This is a genomic window from Granulicella sp. S190 (assembly GCF_009766095.1).
Lineage (GTDB): Bacteria > Acidobacteriota > Terriglobia > Terriglobales > Acidobacteriaceae > Edaphobacter.
In genome coordinates, this window is sequence record NZ_LMUD01000007.1 from 1 (window position 1) to 13,566 (window position 13,566).

The window sequence follows — 13,566 nt, forward strand, 5'->3', positions numbered from 1 at the left end:
CCTCTACTTGCTTCAAAGCCGCAATAATCTGCGCTTCGCTGTGCTTGCTCTTGCTCATACTGCTCTCCTCCCTGAATCCGAAATCATACTTGCGTATGTGCGGATCCAAGGGAGCAGGTCAGAGCAAAATCACAGCTTCTGCAAGAAGGAAATTTTAGCAATCCATCTGGTCTCTGACTGTTATCTTCTTTTCTTGATTTTTTTCTATAAGTACTGGTATATTTTCCCTGCCGAAATAAATGAAGAGGCTGTAGGTTGCTTTCCCCTAAAACTGGTTATCGCTTTTGCCACCTGAGTAGTTAGAAACAGATGCGAACCGTATCGTGAACGTAACGGACAGTCAACTCGATCTGTAGATTGACGCAGGAGGCTCTGGATGTGCCGGCGATTCTATCGGTCATTTCACGAATCAGAAGTGTTTGACGTGTTCGGTGCTACAAACCACGATTACCCAGCCATGTTCTCTGCTAAGAAGTGCGATGTGCATCCCGCAACTTTTCACCCCGTTCTCACCCAACAAAATCCCGCCGAAGCTCGAGAGTTTGTACCGATGCGTTGGGGAATGATTCCTAGCTCTGCGAAGTCTCTCTCTCGGTACGCCGGCTTCACCACGATCAACGCCAGGGCCGAAACCTTGGAAGCAAGAAGAACATGGAGTGTCCCATTTCACAGGAAACGATGTCTAGTGCCAGTATCAGGTTTTTATGAATGGAATGGGTTAGACCCCTATCGGAAACTCTACGCTGTCGAGATGGTCAATCAAATGCCTTTTGCACTCGCGGCCTTATGGGATTGCTGGAAGAATCCGCTTGATAACAAGGAGATACTCAGTTACACCATTATTACTACCGAATCGAATCATCTGCTGAACCACATCAGCACCAGAATGCCCGTCATTGTTGAGGCACCTGACTTCGATCGATGGCTGACAGTGAAACGTCACCTTGACTGGCCTTTCGATTTGTTCCGTCCCTTTTCGGCAGAAAAAATGTCTTTGGTCGAACTTATCGGCGAATAGCCGATGTCCTTGTGATGACCCGGAAGGTTTCCCTTATGCGGAGCGATAGATGAGCGCCACTTGCAAAGCCGGTTGTTATTTCACTTTCATGCTTCTCTGCGGATTCGTAAGCGCTCGAGCGCAAGGACCCTCACGGTCTCAGGCCCTGTCGCTGGAGCAGAATGGACTGCATATAGAAGCGGAAAGAATGTGGGACCAGTTAGGTCAAGTAAACCCAAGAGACCCGGAACCTCTGGCGCACATGGGTCTTATGGAATCAATGCAGCAACATTATGAGGCTGCTGCAACGATTTATAAGCGCGCTCTAAATCTCGATCCAGAGTATCCTGGACTGCAGATGAACCTGGGTCTTGTTTATTTTAAATCTGGTGATTTTCCGAATGCAGCGAAAATCTTCCGCGATGAGTTGCGAAAGCAACCTGGGGATCAGCGACTGCAAACACTTGTTGCTACGGCGCACTTCGCTATGGAGGATTATTTCGTAGCTGTCCCCTATTTTAGGAGGGCCGCCAGTCAGGACCCGCAGAATTTTGCTCTCTACCTGGCGCTCGCGCGAAGTTGTTTGTGGAGTAAGCAATACGACTGTGTGCTAGATGTCCGCAAGAACATCAATAGCATGAATTTAGACTCGGCTGAGGCGGATATGCTTTCAGCGCAGGCGCTTGATGCGGTGGGTGACCCCACCGGCGCGATCGATCAACTTCATGAAGCGATTCGCGTGAACCCATCCTTGCCAAGTGCACACTTCGCTCTTGGTTACATGCTATGGAAGGACAAACAATTCGGCGCCGCTGCTGCAGAGTTTGAAGACGATCTAAGATGTAATCCTAATCGGACACAAACACTGGCTTATCTTGGGAGTTCTTATTTGGCTGTTGGGGAGTACCAAAAGGCGGAGATCGACCTTGACGCAGCTGCGGCTCAGAATTTGCCTTTGGAGATTGTTCATCTCGATCTCGGAATCTTGCATGCCAAGAAGGGCCGCAAAGATGAAGCGGCCGACGAGTTTCAGAAGGCGATTCGATTGAACCAGTATGACCCAGCACCTCGTCAGCAGATGGAGATGCTGAATCGGCCAGTCGCAATCGCCGAATCCGCGACGCTCAAAACTAAAGCTGCGAGCGCCGCCCTCGATTCAAGCAATGAGCCGCTCTTGCAGTTACTCAGCGATCTGCAGCCGTCTCAACCGTAGATTAGTTGAGCTGGGAATAGATCTTGATCCAGTGACTTCGCATGCTTGCGTGGAGCTTGGTCCCAGCTGTCTCGGACACGATTTTGTCCGTAGGCAGCACCGGCATATGACAATCGATGCAGTTAGAGGTTGACCCATGGCCGAGCTTCTTGGCGACTTTACAGGTCTGCCATTGATGGCATGTCAGACATCGATCAGAGTAGGAGATTGCGGGGCGCTCGACTGAGTGAACGTCGTGACAAGTTGAACATGTCATTGAAGGAGATGACTGAAAGCAGCGGCTGAGCTTAAGCAGGCCAACCTGATTTCCATGGACGTCTGGATTATTACTGACAGGCGGCGACACCGGCTTGAAGAAATCAGTCAGTGGTCTACCCGGCACATAAGAGAAAGCTGGAGCAACCGGGTCAAGCTGTCCATTGTGGCAGTAGCCGCAGAGGTCAACCTGTCGATCGCGTGGGAAAGACGACGGATTCAAGATCGCTTCTTGATGGGCTCCATGTGCGGAGATTGTTCGTCGCGATTCCAACAATACGTGATTCGCGCCGGGGCCATGGCAGGTCTCGCACGATATACCTGGTACCAAACTTTTCCGGTCGAATCGATTCGTGGAAAATTCGCTCGAAATAGGCTGCATATACGTGGCGTGACACTCAATACAACCAGGGGCGATGGCCCGTGAAAAGTTTGCTGTGCCGTCTTCATATCCTGGACTATTAATCCATTTGTTTCCATCGCTCCAATAGCTCACGGGCAGTTCAAATAGGCGATCCTGTTGCCAGTATAGGTAAGTTTGTCCTCGCTTTCCTGAACCTGTGACGATGTCAATTTGTTCAGTCCTGCGTTGCAGATCAGAGCCGAAACCCGTCACTGCTGTCTCGAAATAGCTCCCCCCTTTTTCGCTCATCACGAATCGAAGCGCCGGCAACGCGGGATCATTCTCAGGGGTTATGGTGAGAATGTTGCTACCATTTTGCACCGCACCGCGAATAGAAGTAGTGTTTGCCAGCTGAGAGCTAAGGCGATGGCCGGTGTGGGCATAGGAGAGGTTTTGGGACCTGTGACACGGCAGACAAGTAGAATCTCCAGCGTACCCGACACGCTGCGAAGCGATATTATCGGCATTGACGTCGCCTGGATTTAACATTGCAAGGGCAAAGAACGCTGAGACGGGAAAAATCAGCCAACCAAGTCTGAACATGTCAACTGCCTCATTGGCAACGCTCCACAACTCCCCGGCGGCCGATACTGATTTACTTCACGTTTAGTGTTACTACAAAAGCAGAGAACGAGGGACATCTAATATTTTTGTTACTTGATCACAAGCGCCATTCCCTGCGTTGCCTTTACGCGCTCTTTTTGTTGCAGCTTACTTGTTATTGCAAACTCTGCTTGCGCTTCACTTCGGCTCCCCATCGCAAGATACAGCCTTGCCAACCGCCAGTGTGCATCAGTATTTTCAGGGTCAAGCTGAATGGCTTTTAGGAAGTTTGCCTTGGCCTCTTCGTTTTGCTCGAGGTCAGCTTGCAGAGTGCCTAGATCGAGATAGGCCACTCGTGTAGCTCCTGGCTGTGCGATCGCACGTTTAAGGTAGCTGATCGCTGTGTCCCTATCGTTATGTTTCATTGCGATGTCGCCTAGATAAGCGAGCGCCTGCGTCTGATCAGGATTCTCCAATAGCTCGAGGTCGAACTCTTTTTCAGCCTCCTCAAATCTCAGCTGCTTCCAAAGAAGATAACCGAGGCCGAAGTGAACCTGTGGCTCGTGAGGCGCGATCCTCTCGGTTTCACGAAATTGCTCAATCGCATCAGCGGTTCGACCGAGCCCGTCCATCGCTTGACCCGCGAGCATACCCGCCTGTGCAGAGTTGGGATTCTGATGCAGGATCTGCTGGTATTGTTCAATAGTGCAGGTGTAGTCAGCCGCCCACAAACAGCTTTGTGCAAGTGTCAGTCTGAGTTCAAGATTGTCAGGCGAAGAAGTCACGGCATACTCAAAATAAGGAATTGCTTCAGCGTACTGTGCGAGGCCGTAATAATCCATGGCGAGCAGAAGCTGCGGTTTTACCTCCCTAGGTGTCTCGATCACGGCAGCTTTTAGAGGAGCAATCGCATCCTTGAACTGCTCCTGCTTGAACAATGCAAGCCCAAGGTCAAGGTGCAATCCCGGTAGACCAGAGTGGAGTTGAAGCGCCTTGCGATACGCCGGGACAGCTGTCGCGTACTTGCTTTGAAGCGCACGAACGAGACCTAAATGAGCCCACGCATTTGCATCCTTCGGCCACGCCAAAGTAATATGTGCCCACCGCTCCTCAGCTATCGGATATGCCCCTTGTTTCTCAGCCTCTAAAGCGTGCTGCACCTCTTTGGGTAATGAAGTAGATTGAGCAAACGCGAAAAAGCAGACAGCGGAACAATAGAGCAGAAAAGCGGCCGCGCGAGTTACGAAACGGAGCATGGGAGCCACCAACGAGACTGACAACATCGTATCTCAGACCGCGATGCATTCAGCGAAGAAGAAAAGGGACAGCAGCTAAGACTAGCTGCTGTCCCTTGTAGTTTAGGGTTGTGCTGGCCAGATGGTCATATACTTCGTTAGAAGAGAAACTTGAGACCAAACTGCAGTGTGCGGGGATCGAAGGTACTGGTGACCTGACCAAAGTTCTGATCAGCAGTGTTGGCGTCGACATTCTGGAACTCAGTGTGGTTGAAGGTATTGAACGACTCTGCGCGGAATTGGAAGTGCATACCCTCTCGTGGAAGTGCGATGTCTTTGTAAAGTGAAATGTTCCAGTTGAACAATCCTGGGCCAACAACGACATCTTTGCTGGAGTTGCCATAGCCTGTGGTAGTACCGCCATTGGTCCACGGGGCCACAGGCGCTGCGAATGCTGCGGTATTGAACCAAGCGTGCTGAGTCTTAGGATAAGAGATCGCACCAACCACGTTTGGCCGGTTGAATGTGTTGCCACCAAGTCCTAGGGTATCGGGACCGTTATATGAGATTCCTACACTGCTGCCATTCACCTCAGGCGTCCCAGCCTCCGCCGTCGTGACTCCGGCTATCTGCCAGCCAGCAACAAATTCGCGCAGAACAAACTTGTCGGAGTGAAGGAAGAACGGCAAATCGTAGACGTAATTAGCATTGAAGATATGGCGTCGGTCATAGGCGCCAGATCCGCGATCGTACTTCAGGTCATAGGGATTAGAGACAGCATTGCCCAAATCGCCGCTTGAGATGTCGATCTCGTGTGACCATGTGTACGCGAGCTGCAAGGAGAGGCCATGTTTCTTTTCCATCCGCAGTGCGGCTTGAAACGAGTTGTAACTGCTGTTCGATCCGTTCTCCTCTACCTTAATGTTTCCGAAGCCCTGATAAGGCCGGTATAGATTTGCGTTGGCGTTAAGTCCGTTTGAGCCGCTGGTAGCTACGGCCTCACGCTCTGCTAGGATAGTTGGATCGTTGGACAACGCCAGATCATTTATTTCGCGGTCGTTGTTCTGATTCCAAGCCGAGCTGCCGACATACTGTAATCCTAGGATGATCGAAGGAGCGAGCTCCTGTTGTACGCCGAAGCTGTATTGGGTGGTTGCGGGATTCGGATAATAGTTGCTGAGCGCGGTCAAGTTAGCTGGACTGACTGGAGATGCAGCCGTCGCCCCACTTGTGTAACTTGTGTTTGGATTAGAGAAAAAGACCTGGTTAGCCTTCGGCTGATAGGCGAAGGGAGGTGTTGTGTTGACGTTGTATGTATCATTGCCTTGGACGCGCTCATAGAACACCCCAAGCCCTCCGCGAAAGACTGTTTTGCCATTACCGGACACATCGTAGGCGAAGCCGAGTCGCGGCTGAGCTGTGAAGTAATTGTTCTTTACCAGACCAGCTGGAATACCGTTCTGTCCGGCCAGTGCTATTCCGTTCAGATAGAACGCTGCTGGGGCTCCCGCAGGCTGGGAAAAACCGGGTCCTGTCGGATCCAGACTGCCAGTTGAAGCGTTGGGGCTTTGCGCGTTGGCTGTTGTGAATAAGGCGGGATTGAAGGTCGCTACCTGATTGTTTTTCTCCGTAACGTGCGGCAGACCGTCATAACGGACGCCCAGGTTAAGGGTCAGCCGAGACGTGGCGTGCCAGTCGTCCTGAACATAGGCGGAGTAGGTGTTATTGACCCAATGGTCGATTGCCTGTGATTGCAATTGCTGATAGTTGGAAGCGAAACCTAGAAGAAAGTTCACATAGGCGTCAGTGGAGGCCTGTCCGGCGCCCCCTTGGAAGGTGTAGTCACCTTGCGTATCGGCCTGAAGTTGCTGGTTCTTGTCCGAACGCATATAAGATACTCCAAACTTTAGGGAGTGGCGGCCACGCACCCAGGAGAGGTCGTCGCGGATCTGGTAGTCCAAAAACGAGTTATGCCACGGCCAGTAGTTGACCGCATAAGTGGTGTTAATAGGACCACCGCTAAAGGCAATTTGAGGTAGACGATTCAAGGCATTGTTACCGGTAAAAAAGCTTCCCGCACTCCAGCCTGCAGGCTCGGCGTAGACACCCACCGGTGTCATCTGAATTGTGTTCCCGTTTACATTGAAAGCGGTCTCATTAAGCAAAGTCGGAGAGAGCGTCTGACTCAACTTGACGACGGCAGCCCAAGAAGGGTTTTGGAAGATGTTTCCAACCGTGTAGTAGCTTCCGCTGCTCCACATCGGAGGATAGACCGTTTGGGATGTAGTGTCGTGAATCCAGCTTCCAAGCAGATGTAGTTTGTCGGTTATGTTGTGATCGATTCGAACCGTATCTTCTCGAACATCCGTCGGTTGTTTCGGAGAGACGATAGTCTGATTATTAGCAGCGTTTGGCGGAGGAATGGCGCCGGTACCCAAGAAGAGAACAGCGTTCGGGTCGAGGAGAGTAGCCGGGATTATTCCATTTGGAAAAGGCTGGCCCGGAGTGAGTCCAGCTGCCGTTTCTCTCTGGGTGTATGCCGCATTGCCTGGCACGTTGGGAACAATTGGAGCAGCCTGCCCGTTAAATGGGGTGTAAGTGAGAGGCGCACCCGCGGTTGGGAAGTCGTTTGCCGGAATCGTGTTTACCGCAGTCGGATTCGCACCCTGGACTAACTTACGCCACTCCTCGCTCCAAAAGAAGAAGGTTTTCTGCCGATTGTTATTGTAGAGGTGCGGGATGACAACCGGGCCGCCGACGTCGCCGCCGTAGATGTTCAAGCGCAGTTCAGGCTTTGGCTGGTTGTTTTGGTTAGCGAAATAAGCGTTCGCGTCCAAAGCGTCATTACGAATGAACTCCCAGAGTCCGCCGTGCAGGCTGCGAGTACCGCTCTTAAGTTCCATCGCGATCGTACCTCCCGAGGAGATTCCATAGTCGGGAGTGTAGTTGCTGGAGAGAACTCTAAACTCAGATAGAACGTCAGGCGAAGGCAGAACGTCCAACTTCCCGCCTGAACCGCGGTCGTAGACTTCGCCCCCGTCGATGAGCCAGTTGTTATGATCCGGTCTTAGGCCATTGAAGCTCAGATTAGCGTTACTACCTTGGGCTGTTATCCCATTGAAAGACGGGGCGTTGGTGGAGACGCCGGTGCCCAGTGTCGTGAGTGCATACACATTACGGCCATTGGTAGCCAGTTGTACAATCTGCTGGCCCGTGATCAGTGTACTGACCTCGTTGCTTTCAGACTGAACTTGCAAGCCATTAGCTTCCACGGTTACAGTCTGACTACTGCTGCCAACAGCCAGCGCTATATTTTCCTTTAGGCTCGCCCCAACGTTCACGACGATGTCGTTCTTCTTAACGGTCTGGAAGCCCGTTGCGCTGACCGAAAGATTGTAGGTACCGATATCCAGTCCGTTGAACTCAAAGATGCCAGCGCCATTGGAAAAAGCAGTCTGTGAACCGCCCGTTTGCGGCGAGGTAAGGGTAACTTTGGCCTGCGGGACAATGGCTCCCGTTGGGTCCGTCACCGTTCCTACGATTTGACTCGTACCTTGTGCTTTGGCCATTCCGACCGAAAGCACTAGAAGTACCAACGCAATGAGCGAAGACTGCAAAGTCCGCATAAAACCTCCTGAAGATAAACTGCGTGAATCGCCAAACTACACGTTTGGGTTACTCCGAAGGATTACTCGCTCCTATAGCCGGAAAAGCTCACCGCACAGATCTACAGCTGGCCGTCGTTTGTATTGAGAGCAAGATCGTCCAAATTGAGTAAATATATCCACTGGTATCTCGATTCGCGGCAATCTTAGTGGTCCCGAAATAATTGTGTCAAGATAAATCTATAGTTCCGACTTGGTATCAAGAGGCAACACCTGGGGCCATACACCCGAGTTAATAAGTACGCCCTCTATCCGCAGTGGTTCAACTCGCCGAAAGCTATAATTCGGGTGCCTAGCATTAATCCGGAGCATAAAACTGCAGGAGCTATTCTCGTGAATAGTGTCTATTGCGTGAGTGTGCTGGATCTTTTGGTTGTTTTCGTCCGACGCCCTACTCGCTCAACGAGTCATACATCAGAAGCCAGACCTCGCCATTGATCAACGCATCGACGATCTGATTGGACGCATGACGCTTGAGGATAAGTTCAGCAGATGCTGGCGCAAGAGGTACGCCAGCGCCATCGTTGAGGCATCATATCGGGCGAGACAGGCGGGACCGAATGCACGCGTCCTCGAGCCGCCATAATGAAGCACGTACAATTTATTTTCATGCTGGAATGTAAAGTCGTACGCTGTTCACCGACTCTTCTTGCAGTCCTGCCTGACGCAGCCAAGCGTTCCCCTGTGTTGGAGGCTAGCATCGTGCTGCGCAACAGAACGGAACCCAGTTCTGGACAGACTTTTTGTGATCAGGCAGTTTTGATTGCGGCAGGTGATCGTTGCGCAAATACCGTTCGTGGATACGTCGGTCCCACATTCGCATGAAGAAAGCGGCACTGAAAAGATCAGTATTGAGGAAATCGGCCATAGGAGCATCACGCGCACAGGCTAATGTAGACGTAGGTTCCAGGGAGCTGACGCGCGACATCAATTGTGACACGCTTAGAGCGTGTGCGTGAGTTGCAGCCAGTCTCTCGCGTAGGCTTGGCGCGGGCTTCAGGTCTTCAGGCTAGGACTGTCTCCTCTATTGTTTTAGAACCCCTTAAAGAACGTTGGATTCGCGAGGGTGCAGTTGTAAAAATCCCGCGAGGGACGGCGGCCTGCGATGCTCTCACTCAATGACAAGCACGTCCCTCTTGTCGCCGCCGTTCGTCCTGCTCGGGCCGCTGTCGCGGTAATCGATTTGAACGGGCGATTTTATCGCGTGAGATAGCTTTCCTCGCGATGGAGCGTCTTCGAAGCAACACCAAGACAAGATTTTCGAAGGCGTAGGCCTCAACGTGCCGGGGCGTGTCGATCAAAAAACAAACCAGATGGTTCTTGTGCCAAACATGCGGTGGTTGAATTTCGACGTCAGCGGAATCCTTTCCCGACGGTTGGGTCTAGGCGTGGAGCTCGAGAATGACGCCAACGCTTGCCTCCTTTCGGAGCTTTCGGTTCGGTAACATCGATGCGACCAACAGCACCGTGCTGATTGCTATCTCTGAAGGCGTCGGAGCTGCGGTGCTTGCAGAGGGCCGACTAATATTAGGGCGAAAGGGCTTGCGGGCGAATTCGGGCACATGTAATCGACTCCACAGGACCGCAGTGTGCCTGCGGCCAGGTGGTGTGCTGGGAGATGTTCGCCTCCTCTACTGCGGCACTGAGATATTACACGGAACTAGCGCCAGAATCCGGCGGCCGCACTCAGATTCACGAACTACTTGCGTTGGCGATGAACGGCGACAAAGCCGCCTTGAAGGCGATTGACAAGCAAAGCATCGCGATCGGTAGAGGATTAAGAACAACTAACGCTGCGCTTTCGCCGCAGTTGATTCTGTTCGCCGGCGATATCACCCTGTTCTGGAGTATTTGTCATGAAGCGATCGAGCGCGAATGCACGGCTGGTCTTCTAACGAATTCACGGCCTCGAATCAAGTCCATCGGCGACGGAGAATTCGCCTCCTAAGGGGAGCCGGCGCCGTTGTGTTGCAACGTCACTCCGGCTACTACCGTGCTTCTCATAGGAAGAAGCAACGTACGCTAGCCGGGAATCTGATGCGATAGTACACACACTGGACTGCATTCTCTCCAGTTTGTACGCAACGCTCGACAGAAGGCTCCGCTAGCGCGAGATAGGTTTCGTAGGAAAAGAATTTAGTCTTTAGGATGCTGCTCCGGCGAATGCAGTAGTAATTCATCTAGTAGGGCTTGGTAACAGGAATGGGGAGCAGCATGGCTTTTCTGCCGGGTGGAACTCCATGAGTTCCGCGCGTGTCCCGTCCGGGTCATAAAGATTGAGCTGCCACTTTCCATCTCGGCCAAGCTGCACGGGGCTGTGTCTGCCGTTCAGCCCGTCACGCTCAAAGAGGAGGTTGTAACTGTGTTCGATGTTGTCAACGCCGAGGGCGAAGTGATCCAACACTCCGGCAGTCTCTTGCGACATGGCAGTTGGGATGCCTGTCTTCTCCGGCCCTTGTGCGGTCATGAACTCCACCCAGTCTCTTCCGTCTGGGAGTTGCATGGAGATCCAGTCCGCCGAGTCATCTTTCATGCCGCCGTGCCAGTAGGGACGAAAACCGAGCAGAGTTAAATAGAAATCGTTCTCTGCGGCTACATCATGCACGATGTAGCCAACGTGCATGATGTGCTGGCTTATGGGGCTCGGCTGGATCGCGATCGGGTGTGGCGGGGGCTGCACAAACTCGATCCGGTTTCCTTCTGGATCATTCACTGCGAAGAATTCGCTCCCATCGCTCCCCTTGGTTACGGCTGCTGGTACAACGATACTGTGGGTATCCAGGTAGCGTCTCATTTCTTCCGCATTCGCAACGTTGTAACCTACTCCCCTAAATCTATTTTTCTGATCCTGATCATCTGCGGGCAGCGGCAGCACTTCCACGAACTGCACTGGACTGAAGTAATACCGTACTCCAGCCGAGTCCTGCGGATCTGTGCCCTTTGTTGCGCCAAGATCATGTACGTAGAACTGCTCCGTTTTCTTGAGGTCGCTGCTGTAGACACTGAGATGCGAGACACTAGCCAATGACGGCCGTTGCGGATTCTCCCGCCCCTGTGCAGTTACGCCGTTCAATAGCAAAGCGCTCAAGGTTAATACAAGCATCCTGATCATCGTTCCCTCTCGGTAATGTGAGCTAGATTGTAGATGTCGGCAAATAAGCTTCGACGTGAGCAAGCGACTCGAACCAATACTAGCGAACTTTGCCGGCTCGATTTTCGAGGATCACATTCGAAAGCACTGCGGTGTCTGTTGTGTCGGGGAGGTGGGGGCAGAAACCGATGCCGACATAAAATGGACCGTCGATATGAAGTTGAATGGGCGGCCCGAACTGATGCATTGGCTCACCATCGACACTGACGAACAGCGTGTATGAGTCGCCCCGCTTTTCGAGTCCAACACGCTTTGCCAATACGGGCACAAGGCTGTCCGGAGACTTACCGGCAGGAAGTCCTCGACCGCCGATGCGATACTCCATATCCCTCATACGAAGATCTTTCTTCGGTCGCTGCGCAAGGTGGATCATGCCGCCGCCATGCAGGGCAACCAGTGCTTCCTTCGAGTCGTCTTCCAGATCCTGGCGAATGATCAGCACGGCCTTCCGGTCTTCATAGCCGTTTGGATCCGGATATGCGATGTCCGCGGCTAATGAGACGTCGCCCGACATCTTCCTCCACAGAAATCGGAACTCGTCGCGGGTGTACCACACGTTGTAGCCGGAGGAAATAATTGTGTACTGCCTCATGCCTGGATCGTAGCTGGCACTTCCTGGCGACAGCGCACCTCCGACGTCGGACTGTCCTTGAAAGATCCCGATTGGTAAGTCCGACGTCCTGGTAGCACGATGAAAGTTCGGAGGCGGCGCGACCTGCGTGTGCGTCGACGAGCCCGGTTGCGCCCAGTCAGGTGTCCCCGGCTTTGAAGATGCAGCACTACTGGCCGCCTGGGCACGCAGCAGATTCGGTGCTGTGCAGAGCAGCGGCGCAAGTAGAAGGGCTGGGACAAAGACACGACAAGAGGGATTGGTCTTGAGGCGAACTAAGAACTTATTCATTGGGACACCGTGGCGGAATGGCTTGCTGACGTGATAGCAGAGATGCTTGTCGAACTGGGCATGGGCGTCCAGGCTGACCTGTTCCGGGCGGACTCCAGAGCCGCAATGATGAACTGAACGCCAAGTACTCCATCCTCAACTCCAGGCACCAGCATGGCTCTCGGATCAGGCTCCCGCTCTTCCATTCGAGCTGTGATCTGCTCCGCCAAATCGGTGTAAAGCTGCGCAAACGCCTCGAAATATCCCTCTGGATGGCCAGCAGGAATTCTCGTCGCCCACTTTGCCGTCGTCCCCATTCCGGGCCCACCACGAGTGATGATGCGGGGCTGCTCTCCGAGCGGAGCAAAGCGGAGATAGTTCGGGTTCTCCTGTTCCCAGGACAGCCCAGCCTTTTCCCCATAGATGCGCAATTGCAGATGATTTTCATTTCCGACAGCTACTTGAGAGGCCCACAAACTACCTTTAGCTCCACCTGCGAAGCGCAGCAGGAGTTGCACATTGTCATCGAGTCGTCGTTTTGGTACGAAGGTTGTCAGGTCCGCTGCCAGGTCCGTGCAGCGCAACCCGGTCGTGAAACAAGCCAGATGAAACGCGTGCGTGCCGATATCTCCCAGGCACCCTGCTGGTCCACTGCGCGCGGGATCGGTTCGCCAATCTGCCTGCCGTGAACCCGTGGTCTCAAGTGGCGTAGAGAGCCAATCCTGCGCATACTCCACCTGGATCATCCTGACTTCACCAAGTTCACCGGCTAACACCATCGCGCGCGCCTGCCGGACGAGCGGATAGCCGACATAATTATGGGTCAAGCCAAAGATCAACCCGGTCCGGTTCACCGTATCTGAAAGATCCAATGCATCTTCGAGCGTTGTGGTGAGTGGCTTATCGCAAATCACGTGGATCCCCGCTTCGAGAAAAACCTTGGCAATCGCATGGTGCGTGTGGTTCGGTGTGACGATCGCGACCGCATCGATCCTATCGCTCCGCTTCGCCTCTTCAGCTGCCATCTCGGTGAAGCTACGATAGGCGCGCGGGATGTGCAACTCCTTAGCCGCTGTGTGTGAATGATCCGGGTCGGAAGAGAGTGCAGCCGCCACGAGCTCATATCGATCATCCAGCCGGGCTGCGGCGCGATGTACTGCTCCGATGAACGCTCCTGGACCACCCCCGACCATCCCCAACCTGATTCGTCTGCTCATGCCACTC

Annotated in this window: 11 protein-coding genes; 5 read left to right on the plus strand and 6 right to left on the minus strand. The window is 53.0% G+C overall.

Going from position 1 to position 13,566, the window contains the following annotated elements; translation table 11 throughout:
- The 3 genes from GSQ94_RS21035 to GSQ94_RS02080 form a co-directional block, all read left to right on the plus strand.
- Nucleotides 1–295 (plus strand): hypothetical protein (locus GSQ94_RS21035; protein ID WP_216842991.1); only part of this gene is annotated, 295 nt, incomplete at its 5' end.
- Between the two features lie 81 nt (nucleotides 296–376).
- Nucleotides 377–1,018 (plus strand): SOS response-associated peptidase, encoded by a 642-nt coding sequence (locus tag GSQ94_RS02075; RefSeq protein ID WP_254063550.1) that lies wholly within the window; start codon nucleotides 377–379, stop codon nucleotides 1,016–1,018.
- A gap of 187 nt (nucleotides 1,019–1,205) precedes the next feature.
- The gene (locus GSQ94_RS02080; protein ID WP_158941670.1) at nucleotides 1,206–2,210 is read left to right on the plus strand and encodes a lipopolysaccharide assembly protein LapB; all 1,005 of its coding nucleotides are present in this window, start codon (nucleotides 1,206–1,208) and stop codon (nucleotides 2,208–2,210) included.
- Nucleotide 2,211: 1 nt separating this feature from the next.
- Here GSQ94_RS02080 and GSQ94_RS02085 read toward each other — a convergent pair whose 3' ends face one another.
- From GSQ94_RS02085 to GSQ94_RS02095, 3 genes are all read right to left on the minus strand, one after another.
- Nucleotides 2,212–3,411 (minus strand): multiheme c-type cytochrome, encoded by a 1,200-nt coding sequence (locus GSQ94_RS02085; RefSeq protein ID WP_158941671.1) that lies wholly within the window; start codon nucleotides 3,409–3,411, stop codon nucleotides 2,212–2,214.
- Between the two features lie 110 nt (nucleotides 3,412–3,521).
- The gene (locus GSQ94_RS02090; protein WP_371417418.1) at nucleotides 3,522–4,694 is read right to left on the minus strand and encodes a tetratricopeptide repeat protein; all 1,173 of its coding nucleotides are present in this window, start codon (nucleotides 4,692–4,694) and stop codon (nucleotides 3,522–3,524) included.
- A gap of 110 nt (nucleotides 4,695–4,804) precedes the next feature.
- On the minus strand, nucleotides 4,805–8,272 hold the full coding sequence (locus GSQ94_RS02095; RefSeq protein WP_158941673.1) for a carboxypeptidase regulatory-like domain-containing protein: 3,468 nt from the start codon (nucleotides 8,270–8,272) through the stop codon (nucleotides 4,805–4,807).
- A 1,319-nt stretch (nucleotides 8,273–9,591) separates the two neighbouring features.
- Between GSQ94_RS02095 and GSQ94_RS21760 the strand changes: the two genes are divergently transcribed.
- Nucleotides 9,592–9,756 (plus strand): ROK family protein, encoded by a 165-nt coding sequence (locus GSQ94_RS21760; protein ID WP_158941674.1) that lies wholly within the window; start codon nucleotides 9,592–9,594, stop codon nucleotides 9,754–9,756.
- A gap of 173 nt (nucleotides 9,757–9,929) precedes the next feature.
- A complete protein-coding gene (locus GSQ94_RS02105) occupies nucleotides 9,930–10,259 on the plus strand; it encodes an ROK family protein (protein WP_254063551.1) in 330 nt (109 codons plus the stop codon).
- 228 nt (nucleotides 10,260–10,487) lie between these two features.
- On the opposite strand, the gene GSQ94_RS02110 is transcribed toward GSQ94_RS02105, so the two are convergent.
- The 3 genes from GSQ94_RS02110 to GSQ94_RS02120 form a co-directional block, all read right to left on the minus strand.
- On the minus strand, nucleotides 10,488–11,414 hold the full coding sequence (locus GSQ94_RS02110) for a VOC family protein (RefSeq protein WP_158941676.1): 927 nt from the start codon (nucleotides 11,412–11,414) through the stop codon (nucleotides 10,488–10,490).
- Nucleotides 11,415–11,502: 88 nt separating this feature from the next.
- Nucleotides 11,503–12,363, minus strand: a complete 861-nt coding sequence (locus GSQ94_RS21040; protein WP_254063552.1) for a biopolymer transporter Tol — start codon at nucleotides 12,361–12,363, stop codon at nucleotides 11,503–11,505.
- Nucleotides 12,360–13,559: a Gfo/Idh/MocA family protein gene (locus GSQ94_RS02120; protein WP_216842992.1), complete on the minus strand. Its 1,200-nt coding sequence runs from the start codon at nucleotides 13,557–13,559 to the stop codon at nucleotides 12,360–12,362. Before GSQ94_RS02120 ends, GSQ94_RS21040 begins: the two co-directional genes overlap by 4 nt.
- Nucleotides 13,560–13,566 lie beyond the last annotated feature (7 nt).

Bases quoted from the DNA above. Each gene is read 5' to 3' on its own strand.
- GSQ94_RS02095 (WP_158941673.1), bottom strand. From the start codon at position 8,272: ATGCGGACTTTGCAGTCTTCGCTCATTGCGTTGGTACTTCTAGTGCTT.
- GSQ94_RS02105 (WP_254063551.1), top strand. From the start codon at position 9,930: ATGTTCGCCTCCTCTACTGCGGCACTGAGATATTACACGGAACTAGCG.
- GSQ94_RS21040 (WP_254063552.1), bottom strand. From the start codon at position 12,363: ATGAATAAGTTCTTAGTTCGCCTCAAGACCAATCCCTCTTGTCGTGTC.
- GSQ94_RS02080 (WP_158941670.1), top strand. From the start codon at position 1,206: ATGTGGGACCAGTTAGGTCAAGTAAACCCAAGAGACCCGGAACCTCTG.
- GSQ94_RS02120 (WP_216842992.1), bottom strand. From the start codon at position 13,559: ATGAGCAGACGAATCAGGTTGGGGATGGTCGGGGGTGGTCCAGGAGCG.
- GSQ94_RS02075 (WP_254063550.1), top strand. From the start codon at position 377: ATGTGCCGGCGATTCTATCGGTCATTTCACGAATCAGAAGTGTTTGAC.
- GSQ94_RS02085 (WP_158941671.1), bottom strand. From the start codon at position 3,411: ATGTTCAGACTTGGTTGGCTGATTTTTCCCGTCTCAGCGTTCTTTGCC.
- GSQ94_RS02110 (WP_158941676.1), bottom strand. From the start codon at position 11,414: ATGCTTGTATTAACCTTGAGCGCTTTGCTATTGAACGGCGTAACTGCA.
- GSQ94_RS02090 (WP_371417418.1), bottom strand. From the start codon at position 4,694: ATGTTGTCAGTCTCGTTGGTGGCTCCCATGCTCCGTTTCGTAACTCGC.